The sequence below is a fragment of the uncultured Porphyromonas sp. genome (assembly GCF_938023125.1).
In the GTDB taxonomy this organism is placed as follows: Bacteria; Bacteroidota; Bacteroidia; order Bacteroidales; family Porphyromonadaceae; genus Porphyromonas.
In genome coordinates this window covers 20,315-43,773 of sequence record NZ_CALHDW010000015.1, presented here as the reverse complement: position 1 = coordinate 43,773, position 23,459 = coordinate 20,315, and the positions used below count along the sequence as shown (strand labels likewise).

The window sequence follows — 23,459 nt, the reverse complement described above, 5'->3', positions numbered from 1 at the left end:
TGAATAAGCGCAAAAAGGCGACTATTCCCCTAATGGAACAAGAAAAAGGACTACAACCTCACACTGGGGGAGAGGTCGTAGCCCTATGGAATAAAAGGGATACTGACTACACTAGCGCACCAACACCTTGCGAGTAATATTCCCTATCTCTACGATATAAGACGAAGAGGGGAGAGCAAAAGTAGCATACCCAGCCACTTCGGCGGCATGTAGACAAACGCCATCGAGCGAGAAGATACGCACCCAAGTGGGCGTATCAACCATAAGATGAACTTTGCCCGAAGCACCCCACACCTTGACAGCGGAAGCCTCAACCTCGTTTACACTAACATCCTTAATACCAATAATCACCGGAGTTGTAATGGCAGCTCCATTGAGCACAAGGCGGTCGCCCTCCATCTTCGCCCCCTCGGGAGAGAGGATGGCACAATCTTCGAATGTAACAGAAGAGCACTTATTTATGGCTCCCTTTGCACCCAAGATTTTAACCTTGGCCTTTTTGAAAACAAGACTACCCGGATAGGAAAGAAGACCGGTAATAGCATTGTCGTCACTCTCAAGATCCACGTCTACACCTTCTTCTATCGTAAGAGTGGCGCCGCTCAAAGCAATGGCGGCACTACCGGTTTTCACTTTGAGGGTTCCCTGCCCCTTGATGAGGGCATTGGTAGAAAATGCCAATCCAAAGTAGGGAGTCTCAATCGTATTGGTACCATTAACCACAATAGTAATATCCGCTAATTTGCTGGCTGCGTTGATACCGGACTCTCCGGCGATTGTCTTGAAAGAGAAATTGTTAAGCGTGAGAATCCGATTTTCTACATCATAGCGAACAGAACCATCCCCGAAGAGATCTTCATAATTTTCGCTCGTAAGCGTCTTTCCTCCTACAAAGAGGTAGTCAATAGTTTTATCTATCAATACTTTTTCCTTGCAGATAGCCCCATTGAGATAAATAACTCCCTTATCTACCTTAGCTCCCTTGGGAGTATGGATATGGCACCCCTCGAATGCGACTTCGCCAAAACCGGACAAAGAGGCTGTACTCCCCTGTAGCTCTACCTTTGCATTCACAAATGACAATTTATTCTTATCGCCTAGGAATCCATATACCCCCTCTGCAACAATAGACGTTCCCCTCACGGTCAATCCCTTGGTTGCCTTAAGGCCTGCTTGCTCCTTAGACTTAACATTAAGAGAACCTTCTCCCCTTATTTCCACATCAGCCTCAAACAGGATAGCATCGCTAGACGTAGCACTCAACGTATTCGCACCCTCTAGAGCGATATACAAATCCGACTTTGCCTCAAGAGCAGGCTTATCCCCGCCCTCTAAAGTAGCATTGCGCAGGAAAAGAGTCTTTGTCTCCGCAGTGTAAGCTACAGTACCATCACCCAATATATCGGCAGCATTGCTAGCATTTACTTTTACCCCTTTTACGGTAATATCGTAGTCTACACCTACCTTTTCTATCACGACTTGTTCCGTGCAGGCCTCTTCACCAAGAACAACAAATCCTTCTACAATCTTAGCATTGGCCGGAGCTGTAATCACACAATCTTCGAGTTTAATATCCTTCAAGTCTGTGATGGAGCCCCTATCTCCTTTAGCCTTTAAAGTAGAAGCTTTGACTACGAGGATTTCGGAGAGCCCCATATCTCCCGTAATACCCCAAGCTCCCTTTACATCCACCGTGCAGCCGCCTTCTATAGTAAGATTAGAATTATCTAGAAAAATAGCAACCGCAGCAGATGCATCATAAGAGAGAGAGCCACTACCCTTAATTACGTTATTAAGGCTAGAGAGCTCAAGGCGTCCACCTTTGGAGGTAATCACATTATCCCCTTTCAATTCGATTATAAAATTGTTTAGCTCAGACGAGGTCTGAATGGGATTTGTAGAGTCATCAATCGCCATCTTTACTCCCTCAAGAGTAAGCGTAAAAGTCGACGCATCATAGCTGATCTTACCCGTCCCATTGCCAATCTCCTTTACAATCTCTTTCATAAGATTGGTAGCATTAGCACTCGTTACTTCCACACCTGCAACAGTTACTCCGAGCGGCTCCTGCGCCCAAATGGAAGTAGTTCCCATTGCTGTAAGAGCCACAATGGTTGCCAAAAGCAGCACAAATCGTCTCTTCATAACAAAGTAAATCTCTTTCATTTCTAATCTATTTTTAGTTCTCAAATTCAAATATTTCTCCCTAAAACAATACCCTCAAGAGACCTCCAATCTGGGGACATCAATACATTATAACATCCCAACAGCGTGAGGAATTATTTTTTCCCCCATCCGAGGCGCAAGAAGGATTGTATACCGAGTACAATATTACAAAAACAATTACTAATCCACGCCGAAAAAGAAGAAAACATAATCTATTATTCTCTCCCGATGAGGGTAAGAAAAAGAAAAGTCTGCCGTTTTACAAGGTCAACCTAATTTGATTGGAGCCAAAGAATCTACGTCACTATCACATAAAAGGAGACTCTACACCATTTTAATCCTTGAGGCAAATCCATAAAATTAATGGGAACGCTATAGAAAATACCAAAGAGCCAAGAACGATATTACACACAACTTCTTTACTATAAGGTTTTGGGGAAACGAACACGAAAGGAGTAGTTCAAAGAGAACAAGAAGAGAAATCAGTGTATTAAATGAGATTGTTTAATACCTTTACGCCATTGATGGAGAAAAGTGTTGTACAATGAAAAGAGAAGTAATGCTATTGCTTTCCGTTATGCTATCTATGCTAACGGCTTTTGCACAAGAACATGTCGGAGGGATGGTTAGTGGTCAAGTTAAATCCACTTCAGGGGAAGAGCTTATCAATGCCATTATTACATTTAAGAATCTCCAAGATTCAACGAAATATCCTACGGTATGTGATGTACAAGGGCGTTACCATCAAGAATTACCTTATGGCGAGTACTCATATATTATTTCTTATATCGGAGAAAATTACACTTCTGAAAAGAATAGGATTTTGGTAAATAAATCGAATATAGAAATCCCGGAAATAAGTATCAATCTTAAAGAGAAAGAGCTGAGTGAGGTTGTTGTAACGGCTAAACGCCCCTTTGTTTCATACAATGGTAGTGTCGCTCGATATAATCTATCCGCAAATCCGGCATCCATCGGAGGAAACATTTTGGATGGTGTAAAGTTGATACCGGGGGTACAAATACAAGAAAGTGGAGGGCTGTCTATTTTTGGGTTCTATAACTTAACAGTGGCCGTTAATCGTCAGGTACTCAGATTATCAAATGAAGAGATACAAGCATATCTTGCATCCTTGAGTGTTACGGACGTAGAAGCGGTGGAGATTATTCGCCATCCGGGACCGGAATATGGTATGCGAGGAGATGCCATTTTGAACATCATCACAAAGAAAAAGCCAAATGAAGGAATCAGTACATTTATATCTATGGATGCTATCTACAGAAAGCTACTATCCGAAAATGCACGTATAAGAATCAACTATAACAAGAAGAATTGGAGGAATTATGTATCCTATCAATTTTTTGATACACGCCATCAAGAGACTCTTACAACCTCCATTGGAGCAGATACAACAACGACCAAGCCTTATAGAGGACATAGTCTTCAAACAGGATTCGAATGGCAAGTATCGCCCAAACAACTGATTGAAGCAAGGGGGCATTTATCTCTTTCTAAAGAGAATATTGACTACAATCACACGAATAGGATTGATATGAATCGAAAAGTAGCTACTTTGAATTTGTATCATACCTTGTCTGAGAAGAATTGGGATTGGAAAAACTATGCAGATTACACATTTAGTAGTAATGGTCGGAATTATTTTTATGGTAACACAAGCAATAATTCATTACAAGATAGATTCCATTATCTCCGCATAGCGTCCGACGTTGTCTATTGGCCTACTCCGACATTGGGAGTTCTAATCGGAGGAAGTCAAAATAACATGTGGTTTGTAACTAAATCGCCAATGAAGGCTGAGCTCCTGAACAATGCTTATGATGAAAGTAATACTTCTGCCTATCTTACTCTACGTTATCGTAAGGGAGATATTGATGCATATGGAGGTGTTCAATTCAATCATGATCAACAGAAAGGCGTTGCTCAAGAAACAATAAGTCACTTTGATAATACACATCATTGGCAACCCTATTTCAGTTTTGCTTATGATATATCACGCAATCACCGAATATCCACCTCATTACAAACCTACTACCAACGCCCTTCTTTCCGAGATTTGATGCCTTACGCCTCCTATTCCGGATTCTTACACAGATTGGGAAATCCCAAACTCAAGAATAGCACGAGGTATAATCTTTCCCTCAATTACGCCTACATGAAAGCTGCTACATTAGAAATAAATCTATCTAATGAAAAGTATCCAATAATCGAATACCTAACACCATATAATGGAGGTTATGCCCTAACTAAAACAAATCTAGATTATAGTCGGTATCTACGAATTGTAGCAGGAGCTCCAATCCCAATTATCTACAAAGAGGCTGGATTGCAATGGATAGCATCTACTTACCTTGCTTATCATGTACAACAGGACAAAGGGGAAGTAAATGCCCTAGATTACAATCGTACATTCACAGCTTATTACGCACAACACAAACAATCATTAAATCTTCCATCTCAGTGGTATTTCGACGCTCAAGTTACCTACTATAGCCCTCTCTTCTTGGGAGTATATAAAACCGAGAAACAGTGGTGGATAAACTTTTCCATTAGTAAACGTATCCAAAACTGGAAGTTCTCTCTCAATGGATATGATATACTGAATACGAATATAGCCAAAGGTGAAATAGTAGGTATGAAAAGTCCTATCTCCTTTGTCCAAAACTGGCATAGCCCTAAAATCACTTTTAGTATAAGTTGTACTTTGGGTCACAAGAGTCTCAAAACGTCCGATCGTAAAAATATAAATAGCGAATCTCGTCTTAGTCAATCTGCCAATGAGGGGATAAATCTACAACAATAGATGATGGTCACGGGCTATTGCATATAGAAAAGATATGATGATATAGGATAGCTTCCGACAAAACACAGCTCATTATTCTATCCCGATGAGGGCAAGAAAATAGGTGGCGTTACCCCAAAAATGGAGTAACGCCACCTATTTTTCTGAAAACTCTAGGCCTAATTCGCCCTAAAACTCACTTGTAAAATGGAACTTGATCTCGGGGAAGTCTTGTTGAGCCATCTGTAATACATAACCGGAGTCCGCCAAGAAAACATCTCGTCCCTCTCTATCGTACGCCATGTACTGTGCCTTACGTTTTTTGAAATTGGCAAGCACTGCGGCATCACTACTCTCTATCCAACATGCTTTGTATAAGTGGATAGGCTCCCAACGACACTCCGCACCATACTCATGCAAGAGGCGATACTTGATCACTTCGAACTGGAGCTGCCCCACTGTACCAATGATGCGACGACCATTAAACTGATTGATAAAGAGCTGTGCAACCCCCTCGCCCATCAACTGATCCACGCCCTTGATAAGCTGTTTTTGCTTCATGGGGTCGGCATTCTCAATGTATTGGAAAAGCTCCGGGGAGAAACTTGGTAACCCTCGGAAGTGTAGCGACTCACCCTCTGTCAGCGTATCACCAATCTTAAAGTTACCGGTATCGGGCAATCCCACAATATCTCCGGCATAGGCATCATCCACAATTTCTTTCTTCTGTGCCATAAAGGCGGTAGGGGAAGAAAAGCGAAATTGCTTATCGAGACGGATGTGACGATAGTATTTATTGCGTTCAAAACGCCCCGAACAAACCTTGACAAACGCGATACAACTGCGGTGATTAGGATCCATATTGGCATGGATCTTGAAAACAAATCCGGAGAAAGGCTCCTCACGAGGCTCCACAATGCGCTCTTCTGCTTCTGTGGGTTGTGGCGACGGAGCAATGCATACAAAACAATCGAGTAGCTCTCTAATACCAAAGTTATTGAGAGCAGAGCCGAAGAAAACAGGAGCTAATCGACCCGACAAATACTCATCTGAAGCGAACTCGGGATAGACACCCTGAACCAATTCAAGTTCATTACGAAGTTGATCGGAAGAAGCCTTCCCTATGTACCCCTCTACCTCAGGAGTAGATATATCTTTGATGGAGTGGATATCGTCGGAGACATGCTGCTTATCGCTTTTGAAGAGACAAAGCTCTTGAGAGAATAGGTTATACACACCCTGGAAACGCTCTCCCATACCAATGGGCCAGCTCATCGGGCAAACGTGAATCCCCAACTCTTCTTCTACCTCATCTAGCAACTCAAAGGCATCTCGCCCCTCACGGTCAAGCTTATTGATAAAGACAATAACGGGTGTATGACGCATCCGACAAACCTCCATCAGTCTACGCGTCTGCTTCTCTACCCCTTTGGCACTATCAATTACGATAATAACGCTATCTACCGCCGTAAGGGTACGGAAAGTATCTTCCGCAAAATCCTCGTGCCCCGGAGTGTCTAAGATATTTATCTTATAGTCTCCATATTGGAAGCCCATCACCGAAGTTGCCACGGAGATACCACGTTGCCGCTCAATCTCCATCCAGTCACTAGTGGCCGTTTTGCGGATTTTATTGCTTTTGACAGCGCCTGCTACATGGATCGCCCCCCCGAAGAGAAGGAGTTTCTCTGTGAGGGTTGTCTTACCCGCATCCGGGTGCGAAATGATGGCAAACGTACGCCGTTTGTCAATCTCTTGCTCGAAGGAAGACATATAATATTCCTAGGCTCTCTCGTTGTTACTTTGCGATGCTCACAGAGCGCGTCTCACGTATTACAGTGATCTTAACCTGCCCGGGGTAGGTCATTTCATCTTGTATCTTACGTGCTATCTCATTGCTGAGTTGCTCAATGTCTTTGTCACTAGTCTTATCAGCCCCCACAATTACACGCAATTCGCGACCGGCTTGGATGGCATAAGTTTTAACCACTCCGGGATAGGAGAGCGCGAGCTGTTCAAGGTCATTAAGACGCTTAATATACGCCTCAACGATTTCCCTACGAGCACCTGGGCGAGCACCACTAATAGCGTCACAAACCTGTACGATAGGAGCCAGTAGAGAGGTCATCTCCACTTCGTCGTGGTGAGCACCTACGGCATTAAAGATCTCGGGTTTTTCCTTATACTTTTCGCAGAGCTTCATCCCTAGGATAGCGTGCGATAGTTCGGGTTCGTCGTCGGGTACTTTACCAATATCGTGGAGTAGACCTGCACGCTTCGCCTTCTTGGGGTTAAGCCCTAGCTCGCTTGCCATGATGGCACAGAGGTTGGCAGTCTCACGAGAGTGCTGCAACAAATTCTGACCATAGGAAGAGCGATATTTCATCTTCCCGATAAGGCGTACCAACTCGGGATGAATCCCGTGTACCCCAAGGTCTATCACGGTACGTTTCCCCGTCTCGATAATTTCCTCTTCTACCTGCTTACGCACCTTAGCCACCACCTCTTCAATACGGGCTGGGTGGATACGTCCATCTTGTACCAGCTGGTGCAAAGCAAGGCGTGCTATCTCACGACGTACGGGGTCGAAGCCCGAGAGCACAATCGCTTCCGGGGTATCATCCACAATAATCTCGATACCCGTAGCTGCCTCAAGAGCGCGAATATTACGTCCTTCACGACCAATAATTCGCCCCTTTATCTCGTCATTATCAATATGGAATACACTTACAGAGTTTTCGATAGCTGTCTCTGTAGCTACCCTCTGGATAGACTGTACAACGATGCGTTTTGCCTCCTTATTGGCAGTCATCTTAGCCTCTTCTACAATCTCATTAACGTATGCCGTAGCCTCGTCTTGCGCCTCGGCGCGCATAGTCTCAATGAGTTGCTCCTTTGCCTCAGTAGCACTAAGCCCTCCGATATGCTCCAACTGGTTGCGTTGCTGAGCAATGAGCTCGTTCAATTCTTCTTGACGATGCTCTACTACATCCTGCTGTGCAGTAAGCATCTCGCGCACCGCATCTAGCTCGCCATTCTTCTTCTCTAGCTCGCACTGACGCTCATTGAGGTCCTCCTCACGGCGTTTTAGTTTGGTGTGGCGGCTGTCGAATGCACTATTTCGCTGCTTCGTCTCACGCTCCAGTTCCTCCTTCAAGCCTTGGAACTTTTGCTTGAGCTCTTTCATCTTTTCTTTCTCTAGAGCGTCTACATCTCGCCTTGCATCTTTGCGAAGACGCTCTATTTCTCTCTTTGCTTCGGCCAACTTTGCCTTGTAGAGGTTGTCTGCCTTACGGCGAATCAATAGCCAACCTACTACAGATCCTACAACGAGGAGGGCAATGGCTCCAATTACATATCCCATAATCTGTCTCTCTTTGTCCTAACTCGAAAAGGGACTCTCTCCCTCTTAGCAAGCCAGTTTGTTTACTTTGCCTCCATGACTTTTCTTCTCCAAAAAAGAAGAGAGGCGCATGATTTCCTCACCCTACGACAGAGAAAAATCTCCCTCTCTGTGAAGGACATTCCAACTTAACACAAAGACTATCGGATATTGGGATAAAAAGAATAGAAGCACTCGCCTAAGGCACAATTAGGAGCCATTTGCTCCGCATCCCCTTAGCAAGATCCGCCTCTCTGCACTACTAGAGTGAAGGCAAATCGTCTACGAGGGTTTTGTACTGCTCCAAGAGCATTTCGGCATCAGTACACAACCTAGCCAAGGACTCTTCGGTATCGGAGTGATCGGCTCGTTGGGTCGTAAGATCCAACAAATAAGCGGTCTCCAGCAACGCCATAAGACGCGGTTGCTCCGTGATCTGCTCCATACTCCCTCCATAGAGACGACGGTAATGAAGGATACGATCCGTAGCAAAATCAGCAGCTCTGCGGTATCCACCATCTTGGGAGACGGGGATTTTCTTGAGATTAAGCTCTACACTATCCACTATAATCCTCGCCTTCATCGTCGGTTCGGACTCTGTAGCTACGCTCGAGCTCTTACGCTGCACAATAGGTTTTTGAGACATACTTTTTCCTTTTTATGTGTATGCTACACATGCTCTCTCGTCCTACGTATCGCTTCCTTTAAGCCGTTCTCTTCCATCATAGGGACACTTCCCTCAACTCTCGGAGAGGCTCCTTCTTCTCCGGCTTCTTATTCTGTCTCCAAAAGGCGTAGGGCCTCTTGGATGTTTTTTTTCAACCCTACAAGACGCTGACGAGCATCTGCCCAATCTTTGTCTTGTGCAATAATCATCCGAGCTGTAAGCAAAGCGTTATTCTTTTGCTGCTCCGTAGTCAAGCTCTCCTCCAGTCTCAAACGCTCCCCTTCAAGGTACTTCACCCGAGCCTGTAGCTCCGAAATGTACACCTGTTGGCGTTCCAAAAGCTGCGAGAGACCTCCAAAAGCACGCTCCAGCCGCTGCAAATACTCTGCTTCCTGCCTAGTCATTGCTAAGTCTTCTTACGGCAAAGATACAAAAAAGATGGAATTGGCAGGTGAAAAGTCCCCACCAAAGGATCCCTATGTGACAGAAAAAGGAGATAGCTATGAAGCAACCTCCGAATTTATAGTCTTCCAAAAGGCAGCCGGGGAAAGCAACACTGCTAACTCCTCTAATAAGAAATGAATAAAGAAACTTACAAACTTTCTCACCAGCGGAACCTCAATCCGCCTAAGAGAAAGGTATAAAAGTCCCCCTATTCACTTTACAAGGGTGGAATAAAATGATGAAAAATCGATCGAATGGGGCTCCAAGAGCAAAAAGCGTTGAGGAAAAGTTGGGGCTCTCTGAGTAGCCCCTAGAAAAAGAACTCCTCTCCCTATGGCAAGAGACCACAAGGAGAGGAGATTTTCTTATTAAGAGGGACCGATTAACCGAGCTGTGCAATAGCACGCTCAATGCGTCGGATGCTTTCTTCTCGCCCAAGCAGGTAGATAATCTCGTTAATATGAGGCCCCTTGGGAGCCCCAACAAGCGCTAGGCGAAGGGCATTCATCACCCCTCCCATACTATACTCTTTGGTCTGAATGAAACTATTGAGAGCCTCTCCCAATGCCTCGCTTTCGAAGGCGGGTTGAGCATTCAATAGATCGATAATTTCACGCATTTGGAGTGAAGACTCTGCCTTCCAACGCTTCTTCACCGTTTTTTCGTCGTACTCTTCGGGCGCCAAGAAGAAGAAATAGGTCTCATCCCAAAGCTGAGGAATCAATTGAACTCGGTCTCGCACCACGCTGAGGATGCTCTCGAGATTGGCAGGTACGGCTACATGATGCTGCTCCAAAATAGGAGTAAATAGAGTGGCAATATGCTCAATAGGCGCCTCCTGCAAGTAGCGATGATTGAACCACTTGCCCTTCTCGAAATCGAATTTAGCCCCCGACTTACTGCACTTATCGAGCGAGAAAGCCTCTATCAACTCCTCCCGAGTCATCACTTCTCGGTTATCTCCGGGATTCCACCCCAAGAGGGCAAGGAAATTGACAACAGCCTCGGGCAGGTAACCACTCTCACGGTACCCCATGGAAATGGCCTTACTCTCGGGGTCGTGCCACTCGAGAGGGAATACGGGGAAGCCCAATCGATCGCCATCTCGCTTGCTGAGCTTACCATTCCCTTCGGGCTTGAGCAAGAGGGCAAGGTGAGCAAATTGGGGCATTGTATCTTCCCAACCCAACGCTCTATAGAGGAGCTTGTGCAAGGGGGCACTAGGTAACCACTCTTCCCCTCGTATCACATGAGTAATACCCATTAGGTGGTCGTCCACAATATTGGCAAGGTGATAGGTAGGCAGGTCATCGCTACTCTTGTAGAGCACCTTGTCGTCTATAATTGATGAATTGATACGTACCTCGCCACGGATTAGGTCGTTTACCACGACTTCTTCTCCGGGCTCGATCTTGATACGTACTACGTAGGGTACTCCCGCCTCTTCCAAAGCTCGGACCTCTGCCTCACTAAGGACAAGATCGTTTTTCATGCTATTGCGGGTAGTGGCATCGTACTGGAAGTTGGGGATGGCATTACGGGCGGCCTCTAGCTCCTCGGCCGTATCGTAGGCCTTATAAGCCTTCCCCTCGCGCAATAGTTGGGCTACGTACTCGCGATAAATATCTCGGCGTTCGCTCTGGCGATAGGGGCCACACTCACCCCCTACACCTACACCTTCATCTATCTCTATCCCAAGCCAATTAAGTGCTTCCAATATATAGGCCTCGGCACCCGGTACAAAACGCTTGCTATCCGTATCCTCAATACGTAGTAGCATATCGCCACCAAAATGACGAGCAAACAGGTAATTATACAAAGCTGTACGCACCCCTCCGATATGGAGTGGCCCCGTAGGACTGGGTGCAAACCGCACACGTGGCTTTTGGGAGGTTGAAGTCATATTCTATTCTTTCTCTAGTGTATTGTGTATTCTTTTCTATGCTCAATAGCACAACAAAAGTAGCTATTTGTCGGGGATCTCCCAAGGGAAGATGCCCATTCTTCTGCTACTTAGTAGGAGTAGCTCCTAACTAAAAACAAAGAGAGGGTGCACTTTAGAAAAATGCGCCCTCTCTTCTCTTTTTGGTAATTTCTATAGCCTCATAGAAGAGGTGTTGAGAGTCCGATTAACGGCTCTGCTGACCTCCCGGCTGACGTGCCGAGTAGCTGATGTTGAGCGCGTCGGCACGGCGAAGTTGATACTTAATATCCGATATAATCTTCATCTTCGTATCGGCATCAGCTTTGATAGAGATGGTCATAAGCTTCTTACGCTCATCTTGTATCTTGGCCTCTTCTTGCTTTACAAAGTCATAGACAAGCTCCGTATTCTGGATAATTTTGTCGTTAATTTGAATGCAAGAGTTATTACCGAACTTTGCGCGATAGGCTGCAATGGGCTTACCTACGTAGAGGTAAGACACGAGCGACTTCTCTTCGAGCTTTGTAAGCTCTGTAGCGCGAGGAAGATTGCTGTACTCTACCTTGGCTGTTACTTCGCGGATGCTCGTAACCATCATGATAAAGAACAGGAATGCAAAGATAAGGTCGGGGAGAGAGGAAGTGTTGAGTTCCGGCATCTCACGTCCGCCATTTTTACTGAATTTTCCCATTACTATCTTCCTTACTAATTACTTGAGGTTCGACAAAGGCATTTCGGAGAGGTGCATCGGGTACACATCAAGAACCATCTTTTGCTTATCGGTACTGAGCTCTTCGTAGGGAGTATTGAACTTCGCACGAGCGTACTCATCCCAGATTTCGTTGTAAGCCTTGAGGATCTCATTTTGTACATTGATGAACATCTGATAACTCGTTTCTACCTCATTCTTAAGAGAGATCGCATAGCTAAGAGTTGTGGTCTCAACCATACCGAGCCCAGGGATCTCACGAGTTTCCTTTTCGGGCAACTCAGGACTGTTATGGGGGTTCACCACAAATTCTTTTACACGCTCTTTAAGATCTTCGATAGAGATAAGCTGAGTACTCTCGCCACCTGCCGTCTTACGCAGTACGGCAATCTGGTCCTTACGATTAACGAGCAACTGCATGATGTTGCGGTCGTTAATCTCTATATCATCATGTTGTTCTTCTTTGGGCACAAGCGGCGGGAGACGGCGCTTAATACCCTTATCCGTATCCATTGAAGTAGTTATCAAAAAGAAGATCAGAAGAATAAAAGAGATATCGGCCATAGACGAACCATTAATGCCTGGTACTTTCTTTTTAGACTTAGCCATGCTCTTATTACTGATTTAATTTGATAATTACTTCTTTAGTAGACTGCGGCGGATTGCTCCCCAAATGATCAAAACAAGAGTTGCTGCAATAAGTGCATAACTGCTGTAAAGCACCATATCGGCGGTTTTGAGCCAGCCCGCAGTAAGATACTTCTGAGAGTCTTCGTTTACAGAGCTCATAGCGGCGGGGTCTCCATTGCCAATAGCGTACGTGATAACGAGTAGCAATATAAGAGCCACCAAACCAACAAGACCGGTAAGAGCCTTCTTTGGGTTCTGCTTAAAACTTCTGAAGAAGCCGCTTATGGCAAAACACAAGGTAACCACTAGGGTTAAGCCTGTGAGTATGTATACCCATCCGAGGAATGCTCCCGTAAGCTCATAGGCCTTATTCGTCCCCTCCATGTGCGAACCACCCATAAAGAAGGCAACACACATTAGAACTGAGACAACCAGGAGAGCGAGGAACGTCCAACTGGATATCTTTCTAGATTTTGTTACAGACATAACTACTAATGGGGGTAATTACTTTTTAATATTGTACTTGATAACCAAGTCGAGGAGTGAGATAGAAGCGTCTTCCATCTTGTTGAGGATAGACTCTACCTTGCTGAGGATGTAGTTGTAGAAAAGCTGAAGGATAAGAGCTACGATAAGACCGAAGATGGTCGTAATAAGAGCAACCTTCATACCACCGGCAACAACCGTCGGGCTGATGTCACCCACCTTTTCGATCTTGTCGAAGGCCATAACCATACCAACTACAGTACCGAGGAACCCGAGAGAGGGAGCCATGGCAATGAAGAGAGTAATCCAAGAGAGGTTCTTTTCGAGAAGACCACCTTGTACCCCACCGTATGACGTGATAGAGCGTTCAACGATGTCAATGCCTTGATCCATACGCATAAGACCTTGGTAAGCAATAGAAGCTACAGGACCACGAGTCTCACGAGCAATTTTCTTAGCACCCTCTACATCACCACGAGCAAGAGCATCTTCGATACCCTTGAGTAGCTTATCTACGTTAGTGTCTGAGAGGTTGAGGTAAATGATACGCTCCATACAGAGAGCGAGACCAAGGATGAGGGCGAGAGCAATAATGGCCATAAAGTCGGCACCCCCTTCGATGAATTTCGTCTTAAGAGCCTGATGGAAGCTAGCTTCTTCGGCAGGAGCTTCGGCAGGAGCTTCAGCAGCTTCTTGGGTTTCCTCTTGATCCGCTACAGCAGGAGCTGCTACTTCTTCAGTGGCAGGAGCCTCGGGAGCTTGTGCGGGTTGGTCTTGAGCCCACGAAGCAGTGGTAATGCTCACTGACAACAAGGCGGTGCAGGCAAGAGTTGCAAATAACTTTTTCATCTTGACGTTGAGATTAAATTGTTCTATCTTTTTAATTTGTTCTATTACACTTTTCCTTTGATGGCGATAATAAGGCGAAGGACTATCCCTTTAGGCTTCATTTCTCGCCCTCAAAGTTCTGCGGAGAGAATGGGATTCGAACCCATGAAACACTTTTGGCGTTTACACACTTTCCAGGCGTGCCTCTTCAACCACTCGAGCATCTCTCCAAACGATTTCCCCCTCATAGCACCTGTACTTTTTATCTTTGATTATCAGATACTTGAGAGAAATTCACGAGTTTTAGGGCACTTCCCCACTCGCATTTCAACCGCAAATCTAATCTTTTCCCCGCAATTAGGGGCTACAATTCGCAAAGAATTATCGACTTCTAAGTCACAAAGAGCGTGATTACCACCCCATCGGAGGACACAAAAGAGACTATCATAGAGGCCCCATTCTACTGCAGGGATCTACTCTCCTTGCGCTCCCCCATCCTCTCTGGCCAACCTCGGTAAAACAGCCATGTCGGGATTGATCGTTTTTCTCCTCGCCAGAAAATAAAAAAATCCTGCCCTGGAAAATTTTATTTCTCGGGCAGAAATGGGCTCCCTTTCCGGGCAAGAAAATTTTCAAAACCAGGCAGAAAATCCCTCGAAAATCAGCTGTCTTTTTTCGGGGCCTCTCTGTAGGGCTGCAAAGTACGAAGCCATTGATCAATCCGTGGTGCAGAGCTATCTACCTCGTCCTTGAGTATCAAGATTCCCTCCATCAACCGAGACTTGGGGAGCTGCTGCGTCAAATGGGGCATCAGCTTGGCGATGCCACTCTTGCCGCTTGTTGCAAAAGGCACCACTACTTTTCCTCGAAAATCATGTTGGGCGATGAAGGTTTTTACTACCCCGGGCAACTGACCAAACCAGATAGGGATACCTAGATAAATCGTATCGTAGGTAGCAAATCGGGGCACCTTTCTCTTGATCTTGGGGTAGACATTATTGTTACGCTCCTCCTTGGCACGGGCCACTACATCACTATACTCGCTGGGATAGGGCTCCGCGGGCTCGATGCGGAAGAGATCGCCTCCCACCTTCCGATGAATCTCCTCGGCGACCTGCTTGGTGACGCCTCCACGGAGCGAAAAGTAGGCCACGAGCACCTTCTTATTTTCTCGGGCCTGGAGATTGGAAAAAGAGAAAAGCATCCCAAGAAGGAGGAACAGGGAGCATTTACGCCCCCAGTGGCTGATTGTCCGGATGGGTAGGGAAGACTTATACATAGGGCATTCTAGTATTAAGAGGTGTATACATTAAGGTATCGTTGTACAATACTTGAGGTATCATAGCGATGGAACACATCGGTACGGCATTGGGCTATTGGGCCTTTTTCGGTGGCACGGAGCACCTCTTCGATCCCCCTGGCCAAGTCAGACACATCACGATAGCGAGCCAAGTAGCCCGTAACTCCATGAGTTATAATCTCGGGGATTCCTCCCACTTCAAACGCAACCGTAGGACACTCCATGGCGGCCGCCTCTATGATGGTATTGGGTAGATTCTCCTCAAGAGAGGGTGTTACATATAGGTTGGCAGCAGCATAATGGAGCGCCATATCACTTGCCGATAGGTATCCCACACACGTACACTCGATGGGAGCGAGCGACGAAAGCAACTCGGGATGAGATATCTTCCCAAAGAGAAGGGCGAGAGGCTTCTGCTCCTGAGCATAGGGCGTTGCATAGAAAATCTGAAGAGCCTTGAGCATCTCGGCAAAACCCTTGCGGGGATCGTCGGTACGAGCTGCCCCAAAAAGGAGTATAGGTCTATCCACCGGCAGCCCCAGCTGCATGCGAGCCTGCTCCCGGGGGATAGGGGTAAACGTCTTGGAGTCGAAGACATTGGGGATCGCCTCCACACGGCAATCCTGCGTTAGCAATGACTGACGAGCCTCGCCTGCAATCCATTCGCTACACCCCACAAAAGCGGGGGATAACTCTTGATAGAGAGCCTGCTTAGCACGGAAGAACCTCTGTGCCGGATCGAAGAAAGGAATCCCGGGTTGCAACTGGGGACAGTCATGACACCCCCGAGGCTCAGCAAAACGGCGGCAGTCTCGAGCGTGATGGCAGATAGAGGTAAAAGCCCACTCATCGTGAAGGGTGAAGAGTACTTTTTTCTTCAGTTGCAGCAGATCACGGAGGGATGAGAGCCCAAGAAAGCCCTGATTGATCCAATGAATATGGATAACATCCGCCTCAAGAATAAGGGGATGGTGCTTAAGAGAAAAACCGGCAATCGGCAAGGATACATCGAAAACGTGAGCCCGACGAAAGCCTTGAGCCACCCATGCGGCACCTACCTCAAGAGCTTTTTTCCATTGCGCAATCCCCCGAGAGTAAACGCTATCGCTCCGTAAAGCATGAATAGCAGGCTCCCGATGCGAAGCATGGAGTACAAGCATGAAGGCTTCGAGGCCGGCCTCACGCTGTGCCATCATGAGACGCCGCGCTGCAATAGCGGCTCCACCCGCACTATCGCTGGTACAGAGATGAACTACTTGCAAAGGGCGTGAAGTTGTGGGCATATAGCAGAGGGCAAAAGAGAGTCTCTAGGGAATCAAACAGAACGAGCCGCTCTCGCCTTGAGGGCCGGGGATAGGGCGGCTGTATAGCGCAAGAAGGTATCGAAAAGCACCATTTTGGCACTAACATTCCCTCGCACATGGCGTATCGCACTCTCGGTGGTACGGTATATCGACTCGATATTGTCGGGCGTAATAACCTCGTCTAGGGCTATAAAGATGGCTTGCTCCCGATCTGTGGAAAACTGAGCAGCTGCCCCCATAAAATTGCTCGTAAAGCTAAGCCGGAAACACTCCTCGAAGTAAACCAAAGCGGCAACAATCCATTCCCGCCCCTCACTGTCCATCTTTTCACTCAACTTGCGGAGTGCAACCACATCCTTACGCACGATGTCGCCGATCAGTTGTCCGAAGCATTCGGTGTATTTGGCAAGGGTCGTATTATTCGAAAGTATCTGACGAGCACGGAGCAGTATACCATCACTACGGAGGGCTGCACGCAATAGATCTCGCTCCTGAGCCTGCGGAAAAAAGGGCTGCAGCCCCGCTCTGAGCTCCTCCTGGGTGAGGGGAAGCAGCTCGAAACGCTGCATACGACTCACGATTGTCTCTAAGAGCTGCTCCGTAGCAAAGCACACGGATACGATTATTGTCTTGTCGGGCGGCTCTTCCATCAGCTTGAGGAGTTTGTTGGCAGCCGCCTCATTCATACGATCGGGTTGGTAGATAATTACCATACGATAGCCCCCTTCGCTCGAGGCAATGCTCAGTTTATTCTCAAGAGCGATGGCGTCCTTGCTGTAAATCACGGGCTGTTGCTTACCGGCATTGAGGTAGCGAAGCCAAGTCTCGTGATCGAAATAGGCTCCCTCCTTGGCAAACATTTCTCGCCACTGAGACAAGAAGTTATCCGAAGGGGTCTCTATGTCCGTAGCATTGACAACAGGGAAGATGTAATGAACATCGGGGTACGAAAGCTGCGAAAGCATCTTGCAATGAGGGCATACCCCACAGCTATCCCCATCGTGAGGATCCGAACAGTTGAGGTACTGTATCCAGGCTAGAGCAAGCCCTACACCGGGCATCCCATCCTCCATATCGAAAAGGATATTGTGAGGGATGTGCCCCGTAGCACTAATTCTCCGAAGTTCTTCTTTGAGCGACTCGTAGCCTATTATATCTCTAAACTGCATAGTAGTACAGTGGCTTTTTGGTGCCAACTTTTATTTGCTCGGCTCTACGAAGGTACAAACTCTCACGCAACAAAAGTGTTTTCGCTCGAGAATGGGAGCCAAATCCGCCACAAGAGATGGAGAGAAATCAACCCCTAAAATAAAAGAAGAGAGTGTACCAAAGAGAAGTTTTACCTCCTCTTGATACACACTCTCCTATTGGATTGGGAAGGGAACCGAGCTCCCTCCTTAGTGCAACATTAGCGCACCCGAATTGACTTACCGGGGCGAAGAGTTGCCTTTGCAGTCATATTATTGAGCTTGCAAAGCTTAGCCACTGTGGTGCCATGTCGCTTGGCAATCGAAGAGAGGCTATCACCTTCTTTGATGCGATGCGTCTGAGGCGCTTTTTCCTTAGCACGCTCACGGCTATTAGCAGACTGCTTGTACTCTGTTGCTTTTTCTTTGTTGTTCGTAAAAAGCTCTCCGTAGCTGGGTCCGGCATGATCCGTACTACCACGACGGAATACATAGGTATCTCGCTGTAGTACGCCTAGGGAGAAATCTACAATCTGTGTAGGATTGATAGGAATCCCCATAAAGCGGAACTCAAGATGCAAATGCGGCCCTGTAGAGCGACCCGTAGAGCCACCTAGACCAATTACATCACCGGCTTTTACTACCTGATCGCGATGCACCAACTGACGGCTAAGGTGACCATAAACGGTTTCTAAGCCATTGGGGTGACGGATTACGATGTAGTATCCGTAGCCTTTTCCTTCGTAGTCGCGGATACGTACCTTACCACTAAAGGCTGCACGCACAGAGTCTCCGGTATGGAGAGCGAGGTCTACACCTCGGTGGTTGCGGCCGAAACGTGCGCGGTAACCATAATTAGAAGAGACCTGTAGTTTGCCGCTGAGAGGCATTACAAAACCTTCACAATTGATTTCGTAACTAGAGGGGATCTCTGCCGAATGCTTACCGGCAAAAGGGTTGACATATGAGCTCCAGCTATCCACTCCGTAGAGGTCGATGGCTGGTGCTTCAAGGGCTTCGCGGGCATCTTCGATCTCGCGCATGTTCTTTTTTGCCTTGACTTTGTCAACTCCCTTAACACCATCTGCATAAAGCGTTGGCATCTCTGTGGAATCTGCACTGTTGGACGAAATTCCTTTTTTGCTCTTGGTTGTCGCAACCGCTGTAGTGCGTGCTGACTTCCTCTTCCTGGGCTTCTTTCTATCAATAGAATAAGCCTCAAGAGGCAAGCTAAGTAGAGCTACAAAACCCACCAAAAGTAGGGATCGAGCGGTTGTTAGCTTCGTTCTTTTCATTCTGTTCTTACTTAGTTCATACTTGGCATTCAAGGAGCGCTCCTCCTATTCTGCCCTATTTGTCCGATCGCAAATGTAATAGATTCTGCTGAGAAGTCCGCAAAAATGAGAAGAAAAATGGGGAAAAGAGGTGTCTTTTTAATTCTACTTAACACAAGACAACAGTTCGCACACTACTATCCAATAGCGCCCCAAGACTTACTCTTAGGATATATTCTCTCCAATTCTTCTGCCAAAGTGGCCATATCCGCTCCCTCCAAAGAGGCATCTTGCTCAAGGATTTCTCTCACCGTCTGAGCGGCAGCGTAGAGGATATTAAGGTCTTTCGACGGCTCGGCAATGCGCAACCCCGAGAGGTCACCACTCTGACGCGTTCCCTCAATATCCCCGGCCCCTCGTAGTTTGAGGTCTTCTTCTGCAATAAAAAAGCCATCGTTGGAGCTGCACATCGCCTCGATTCTTTTCACGGCAACGGGAGTGATGGTGCGCTTAGAGAGCAACAAACAGTAGCTTTGCTCGGCTCCACGCCCCACTCTACCACGGAGCTGATGCAACTGAGCCAGACCAAAACGATCGGCATTCTCAATCACCATCACAGAGGCATTAGGCACATTTACCCCCACTTCTATCACGGTGGTAGAGAGCAAAATAGGGATCTCACCCGAGACAAATTGCTCCATACGCTGCTGCTTCTCTTGGGGCTTTAGCTTGCCATGCACCCACGTTACATTGCGGTCGCCAAAGCGATAACGATATTGCTCATAGCCTGTCTCCAAATTTTTGTAGTCGGAGTCTTCTGTCCCCTCTATCATAGGATAGACCACATAGATCTGCCTACCGGCAAACAACTCCTGCTCCACCAATCGAAAAACCTCTTCGGAAAAGTCATCGAAATAGTGGCGTGTGGTGATGGGTTTACGCCCCGGGGGCAATTCGTCGATCACCGAAATATCCAGATCCCCATAGAGCGTCATGGCAAGGGTGCGTGGGATGGGTGTTGCACTCATAATCAGCACATGGGGAAGCAAGTCGAGGCTTTTCTCCCAAAGGCGAGCACGCTGCACCACGCCAAAACGATGCTGCTCATCAATGATGGCAAGAGCAAGATGCGCAAATTTCACCCGCTCTTCGAGGAGGGCATGAGTACCGACTAGCAAACGCAAAGACCCTTGAGCAAGAGAGGCCAAGATAGTGTCTCGCTCTCGCTGCGGTGTGCTACCCGTAAGAAGAGCCACCTCTATACCAAGAGGGGCTAGCTGACTACACAACGTATCGTAGTGCTGCTGAGCGAGTATTTCCGTAGGGGCCATCATGCAAGCCTGCCAACCATTGTCCAAAGCCAAAAGCATGGCAAAAGTGGCAACAAGAGTCTTGCCACAGCCTACATCTCCCTGCAGAAGGCGATTCATTTGTAGCCCACTCTGCGTATCGTGCCGGATCTCCCTAAGCACCCGTTTTTGGGCTTGTGTGAGGTCATAAGGGAGGCTCGAATAGTAAGAATTGAAGTACTCCCCCACCTGATCGAAGAGGTAGCCTTTGAATTGGGACTTACGTGCACTCTTGGTGAGCTGCAGCGATAGTTGCAAGAAAAATAGTTCGTCAAACTTCAGCCTCTGCACAGCTTTCTCCAGCGTTGCCTCGTCTTTGGGGAAGTGAATCGCCTGGAGTGCCTGCGATAGCGGGATTAAACCCCAACGGTTTCTAACCCTCTCGGGCAATGTTTCCTTGATATACAGATGGGCGATTTGGCTCAATCTCCCGATGGCATTGCGCAGATTCTTACTATCCAATCCCGAGCGTTTCATCTTTTCTGAGGTGTGATAGACAGATAGCAGCCCACCGGCCACTTGGCTTGCACGCTCAATGGGAGTAACCTCAGGATGAACAATATTATAATAATGGCCAAAAGCCTTAGGACGGCCATAGACGATGTACTCTCGTCCTGCGGGGAATTGCTCCGAGATGTAGTCCGATCCCTTAAACCACACGAGCTCGATAGAGCCCGTAGCATCCCTAAAAGAGGCTTTCAATCGAGTCTTTCGACCAAATCCCTCAAGTACATAATCGGAGATTACCCCCCGAAGTTGCACCTCGCCTCCCCCATCTCGCAGTTCTCGCACAGTGAGTATGCGGCTACGATCTACATAGCGGAAAGGGAACGTGTAGAGAAGGTCGCGAAACGTATAGACCCCTAATTCGCTCTGCAGCAGCTTACTCTTACGCTCCCCTATGCCAGGAAGATACTCAATAGCAGTCTGTAGATAGTCCTTATTCATGGCAAAAAGGGCTTAGAGGGCAGAGGGAAAAGAGAAAGTCTTAGTGATTCGATGGTGAGTTAAGAGCCTGACGGAGATAAAGGAGGTCGTGGGGATGGGTGATTTTTTTATTCTCGGGATTAGACTCGACAAGCTCAATAGGCGTATCAAACAGAGCCTCATACACAGAAGCATCGTCCGTAAAATTCGCACCACCATCCGCTTGTTTATAGGCTGTACGAAGGCGCTCAAGATGGAATACCTGAGGGGTCTGTACTGCTACAAACTGAGTGCGATCCACCGACTTTGAGCCCACCAAGGGCTCGAGGTGTCGTATAGAATCCGTAAGAGGCAGATAGGGGATTGCTGCTCCAGAGGCCGCAGCAGCCGTGAGAAGAGCCTCTATTGTCTCTCCCGAAATGAGGGGACGCACAGCATCGTGCACCCCAACAAGGGCATCGGGATCCACAGCGAGAGACTCTATGGCATTGCGCACGGAGAGAAAGCGAGTAGCCCCGCCCTCTACGACTTTGTGCTCAAGATCAAAAGACTTCTCCCGACAAAGTTGCTGCCAATACTCCCGGTAATCCTGAGGAAGGGGCAGGGTAATACTCTCGGCGTAGGGTGCAATGGCACGTAGAGTATGCATCAAAATAGGAAGCCCCTCTACCTCCACAAATTGTTTGGGAAGAGGGCCTCCGAATCTCAGTCCCACCCCACCGGCAGGAATCACGAAGTGACACTTTGGCATACTCCGACGAGCAAAGACTATTTCTCTCGGATAAAGATATTGATGGGAATACCCGAGAAATCCCAATTCTTACGAATCTGATTTTCTAGGAATCGCTTGTAGGGATCTTTTACCCACTGGGGGAGGTTCGCATAGAATGCAAACGAAGGCACCGCTGTGGGCAACTGAGTTACGTACTTGATCTTGATGTATTTACCCTTCCACGATGGGGGTGGTGTCTCCTCTATAATAGGCAACAACACCTCGTTTAATTCGTGAGTTGGGATGCGCTTCGAGCGGCGTTGGTACACGGCGTTTGCCACCTCCAACACCTTAAATATACGCTGCTTGGTGAGAGCACTGATAAAGAGAATGGGAAAGTCGGAGAAGGGAGCAAGACGCGAGCGAATAGCCTCCTCAAAGACACGAATTGCCTCATTGGTTTTATTCTCTACGAGGTCCCACTTATTAACGCAGACTACCAATCCCTTGCTATTGCGCATCACAAGGGAGAGAATATTGACATCTTGGCTCTCAATTCCTCGTGTTGCGTCAATCATAGCGATACAGATATCACTATTTTCGATAGCACGTATCGAGCGGATCACCGAGTAGTACTCAAGGTCTTCTTGTACCTTACCTCTTTTGCGAATCCCTGCGGTATCTACGAGATAGAAGCTGAAACCAAACTTATTATACTCCGTATAGATAGAGTCTCGCGTAGTACCGGCCACATTGGTTACAATGTTTCGCTCCTCCCCTATAAAGGCATTAATGAGCGAAGACTTACCGGCATTGGGGCGACCTACCACGGCAAAGCGAGGGAGTTCCTTCTCGGTTTCACTCTCCTTTTGCTCGGGGAGCGAGTTTACGATAGCATCCAAAAGATCCCCTGTACCGGAGCCATTGATGGCACTAATAGCATAGGGATCTCCCAAACCTAGAGCATAAAACTCGGCACTTTGGTAGCCGATCTCGAATGTATCTGCCTTATTAGCAACCAGAAGAATGGGCTTCCTAGAACGACGAAGTAGCCCGGCCACCTCCCGATCCAAGTCGGTCATCCCGGCCATTACGTCCACAACAAAGAGTATTACATCAGCCTCTTCTATGGCTATCTGTACCTGCTTATTTATCTCGGACTCGAACACATCCTCACTGCCGGAGACCCATCCACCCGTATCAACGATGGAAAACTCGTGCCCCGTCCAGCTGGTATGCCCATACTGACGGTCGCGCGTTGTACCTGATATCTCCGTTACAATAGCTTGTCGGCTCCCTACCAATCGGTTGAAGAGTGTGCTCTTCCCTACGTTGGGGCGACCTACTATGGCTACTAAATTACTCATATA

General features: G+C 47.3%; 18 protein-coding genes and 1 tRNA gene. 1 reads left to right on the top strand and 18 read right to left on the bottom strand.

The features are described 5' to 3' along the window. Positions 1–111: 111 nt before the first annotated feature. Positions 112–2,145 carry a hypothetical protein gene (locus Q0090_RS04535; RefSeq protein WP_297947865.1) on the bottom strand — a complete coding sequence of 678 codons (2,034 nt, stop codon included), beginning with the start codon at positions 2,143–2,145 and terminating at the stop codon, positions 112–114. A 565-nt stretch (positions 2,146–2,710) separates the two neighbouring features. On the opposite strand from Q0090_RS04535, the gene Q0090_RS04530 reads away from it, so the two are divergent. Continuing rightward, a complete protein-coding gene (locus Q0090_RS04530) occupies positions 2,711–4,987 on the top strand; it encodes an outer membrane beta-barrel protein (RefSeq protein ID WP_297947864.1) in 2,277 nt (758 codons plus the stop codon). A 168-nt stretch (positions 4,988–5,155) separates the two neighbouring features. Here the strand turns inward: Q0090_RS04530 and Q0090_RS04525 are convergent, their stop codons facing one another. The 17 genes from Q0090_RS04525 to der all read right to left on the bottom strand — a co-directional run bounded on the left by Q0090_RS04525 (position 5,156) and on the right by der (position 23,456). Continuing rightward, a complete protein-coding gene (locus tag Q0090_RS04525) occupies positions 5,156–6,739 on the bottom strand; it encodes a peptide chain release factor 3 (protein ID WP_297947862.1) in 1,584 nt (527 codons plus the stop codon). Positions 6,740–6,764: 25 nt separating this feature from the next. Further along, positions 6,765–8,330, bottom strand: coding sequence for a ribonuclease Y (gene rny / locus Q0090_RS04520; protein WP_297947861.1), 1,566 nt, complete (start codon positions 8,328–8,330; stop codon positions 6,765–6,767). Positions 8,331–8,610: 280 nt separating this feature from the next. Next, the gene (locus Q0090_RS04515; RefSeq protein ID WP_297947859.1) at positions 8,611–8,994 is read right to left on the bottom strand and encodes a hypothetical protein; all 384 of its coding nucleotides are present in this window, start codon (positions 8,992–8,994) and stop codon (positions 8,611–8,613) included. A 128-nt stretch (positions 8,995–9,122) separates the two neighbouring features. Next, complete coding sequence (locus tag Q0090_RS04510; RefSeq protein WP_276775482.1) at positions 9,123–9,419, bottom strand: hypothetical protein; 297 nt, start codon at positions 9,417–9,419, stop codon at positions 9,123–9,125. 422 nt (positions 9,420–9,841) lie between these two features. Continuing rightward, positions 9,842–11,362 carry a glutamate--tRNA ligase gene (gltX, locus tag Q0090_RS04505; RefSeq protein WP_297947857.1) on the bottom strand — a complete coding sequence of 507 codons (1,521 nt, stop codon included), beginning with the start codon at positions 11,360–11,362 and terminating at the stop codon, positions 9,842–9,844. A gap of 226 nt (positions 11,363–11,588) precedes the next feature. Continuing rightward, the gene (locus Q0090_RS04500; protein ID WP_004335097.1) at positions 11,589–12,074 is read right to left on the bottom strand and encodes a biopolymer transporter ExbD; all 486 of its coding nucleotides are present in this window, start codon (positions 12,072–12,074) and stop codon (positions 11,589–11,591) included. Positions 12,075–12,092: 18 nt separating this feature from the next. Continuing rightward, on the bottom strand, positions 12,093–12,701 hold the full coding sequence (locus Q0090_RS04495; protein WP_297947853.1) for a biopolymer transporter ExbD: 609 nt from the start codon (positions 12,699–12,701) through the stop codon (positions 12,093–12,095). Between the two features lie 27 nt (positions 12,702–12,728). Continuing rightward, positions 12,729–13,208 (bottom strand): hypothetical protein, encoded by a 480-nt coding sequence (locus Q0090_RS04490; RefSeq protein ID WP_297947852.1) that lies wholly within the window; start codon positions 13,206–13,208, stop codon positions 12,729–12,731. A gap of 18 nt (positions 13,209–13,226) precedes the next feature. Then, positions 13,227–14,057 (bottom strand): MotA/TolQ/ExbB proton channel family protein, encoded by an 831-nt coding sequence (locus Q0090_RS04485; protein WP_297947850.1) that lies wholly within the window; start codon positions 14,055–14,057, stop codon positions 13,227–13,229. A 121-nt stretch (positions 14,058–14,178) separates the two neighbouring features. Continuing rightward, positions 14,179–14,266: transfer RNA gene (locus tag Q0090_RS04480), tRNA-Ser, on the bottom strand. Positions 14,267–14,697: 431 nt separating this feature from the next. Further along, entirely contained in the window at positions 14,698–15,315 is a 618-nt protein-coding gene (locus Q0090_RS04475; RefSeq protein WP_297947848.1) for a flavodoxin, read from the bottom strand. 14 nt (positions 15,316–15,329) lie between these two features. Next, positions 15,330–16,619: a glycosyltransferase gene (locus Q0090_RS04470; protein WP_297947846.1), complete on the bottom strand. Its 1,290-nt coding sequence runs from the start codon at positions 16,617–16,619 to the stop codon at positions 15,330–15,332. 32 nt (positions 16,620–16,651) lie between these two features. Then, positions 16,652–17,809, bottom strand: coding sequence for a hypothetical protein (locus tag Q0090_RS04465; protein ID WP_297947844.1), 1,158 nt, complete (start codon positions 17,807–17,809; stop codon positions 16,652–16,654). Positions 17,810–18,048: 239 nt separating this feature from the next. Continuing rightward, positions 18,049–19,122, bottom strand: a complete 1,074-nt coding sequence (locus tag Q0090_RS04460) for a peptidoglycan DD-metalloendopeptidase family protein (protein ID WP_297947842.1) — start codon at positions 19,120–19,122, stop codon at positions 18,049–18,051. Positions 19,123–19,298: 176 nt separating this feature from the next. Further along, complete coding sequence (gene recG, locus Q0090_RS04455; RefSeq protein WP_297947840.1) at positions 19,299–21,398, bottom strand: ATP-dependent DNA helicase RecG; 2,100 nt, start codon at positions 21,396–21,398, stop codon at positions 19,299–19,301. Between the two features lie 40 nt (positions 21,399–21,438). Next, on the bottom strand, positions 21,439–22,128 hold the full coding sequence (locus Q0090_RS04450; protein ID WP_297947838.1) for an IspD/TarI family cytidylyltransferase: 690 nt from the start codon (positions 22,126–22,128) through the stop codon (positions 21,439–21,441). A 17-nt stretch (positions 22,129–22,145) separates the two neighbouring features. Further along, the gene (der, locus tag Q0090_RS04445) at positions 22,146–23,456 is read right to left on the bottom strand and encodes a ribosome biogenesis GTPase Der (RefSeq protein ID WP_297947836.1); all 1,311 of its coding nucleotides are present in this window, start codon (positions 23,454–23,456) and stop codon (positions 22,146–22,148) included. Positions 23,457–23,459 lie beyond the last annotated feature (3 nt).

Bases quoted from the DNA above. Each gene is read 5' to 3' on its own strand.
- Q0090_RS04535 (WP_297947865.1), bottom strand. From the start codon at position 2,145: ATGAAGAGACGATTTGTGCTGCTTTTGGCAACCATTGTGGCTCTTACA.
- Q0090_RS04530 (WP_297947864.1), top strand. From the start codon at position 2,711: ATGAAAAGAGAAGTAATGCTATTGCTTTCCGTTATGCTATCTATGCTA.
- Q0090_RS04525 (WP_297947862.1), bottom strand. From the start codon at position 6,739: ATGTCTTCCTTCGAGCAAGAGATTGACAAACGGCGTACGTTTGCCATC.
- rny (WP_297947861.1), bottom strand. From the start codon at position 8,330: ATGGGATATGTAATTGGAGCCATTGCCCTCCTCGTTGTAGGATCTGTA.
- Q0090_RS04515 (WP_297947859.1), bottom strand. From the start codon at position 8,994: ATGTCTCAAAAACCTATTGTGCAGCGTAAGAGCTCGAGCGTAGCTACA.
- Q0090_RS04510 (WP_276775482.1), bottom strand. From the start codon at position 9,419: ATGACTAGGCAGGAAGCAGAGTATTTGCAGCGGCTGGAGCGTGCTTTT.
- gltX (WP_297947857.1), bottom strand. From the start codon at position 11,362: ATGACTTCAACCTCCCAAAAGCCACGTGTGCGGTTTGCACCCAGTCCT.
- Q0090_RS04500 (WP_004335097.1), bottom strand. From the start codon at position 12,074: ATGGGAAAATTCAGTAAAAATGGCGGACGTGAGATGCCGGAACTCAAC.
- Q0090_RS04495 (WP_297947853.1), bottom strand. From the start codon at position 12,701: ATGGCTAAGTCTAAAAAGAAAGTACCAGGCATTAATGGTTCGTCTATG.
- Q0090_RS04490 (WP_297947852.1), bottom strand. From the start codon at position 13,208: ATGTCTGTAACAAAATCTAGAAAGATATCCAGTTGGACGTTCCTCGCT.
- Q0090_RS04485 (WP_297947850.1), bottom strand. From the start codon at position 14,057: ATGAAAAAGTTATTTGCAACTCTTGCCTGCACCGCCTTGTTGTCAGTG.
- Q0090_RS04475 (WP_297947848.1), bottom strand. From the start codon at position 15,315: ATGTATAAGTCTTCCCTACCCATCCGGACAATCAGCCACTGGGGGCGT.
- Q0090_RS04470 (WP_297947846.1), bottom strand. From the start codon at position 16,619: ATGCCCACAACTTCACGCCCTTTGCAAGTAGTTCATCTCTGTACCAGC.
- Q0090_RS04465 (WP_297947844.1), bottom strand. From the start codon at position 17,809: ATGCAGTTTAGAGATATAATAGGCTACGAGTCGCTCAAAGAAGAACTT.
- Q0090_RS04460 (WP_297947842.1), bottom strand. From the start codon at position 19,122: ATGAAAAGAACGAAGCTAACAACCGCTCGATCCCTACTTTTGGTGGGT.
- recG (WP_297947840.1), bottom strand. From the start codon at position 21,398: ATGAATAAGGACTATCTACAGACTGCTATTGAGTATCTTCCTGGCATA.
- Q0090_RS04450 (WP_297947838.1), bottom strand. From the start codon at position 22,128: ATGCCAAAGTGTCACTTCGTGATTCCTGCCGGTGGGGTGGGACTGAGA.
- der (WP_297947836.1), bottom strand. From the start codon at position 23,456: ATGAGTAATTTAGTAGCCATAGTAGGTCGCCCCAACGTAGGGAAGAGC.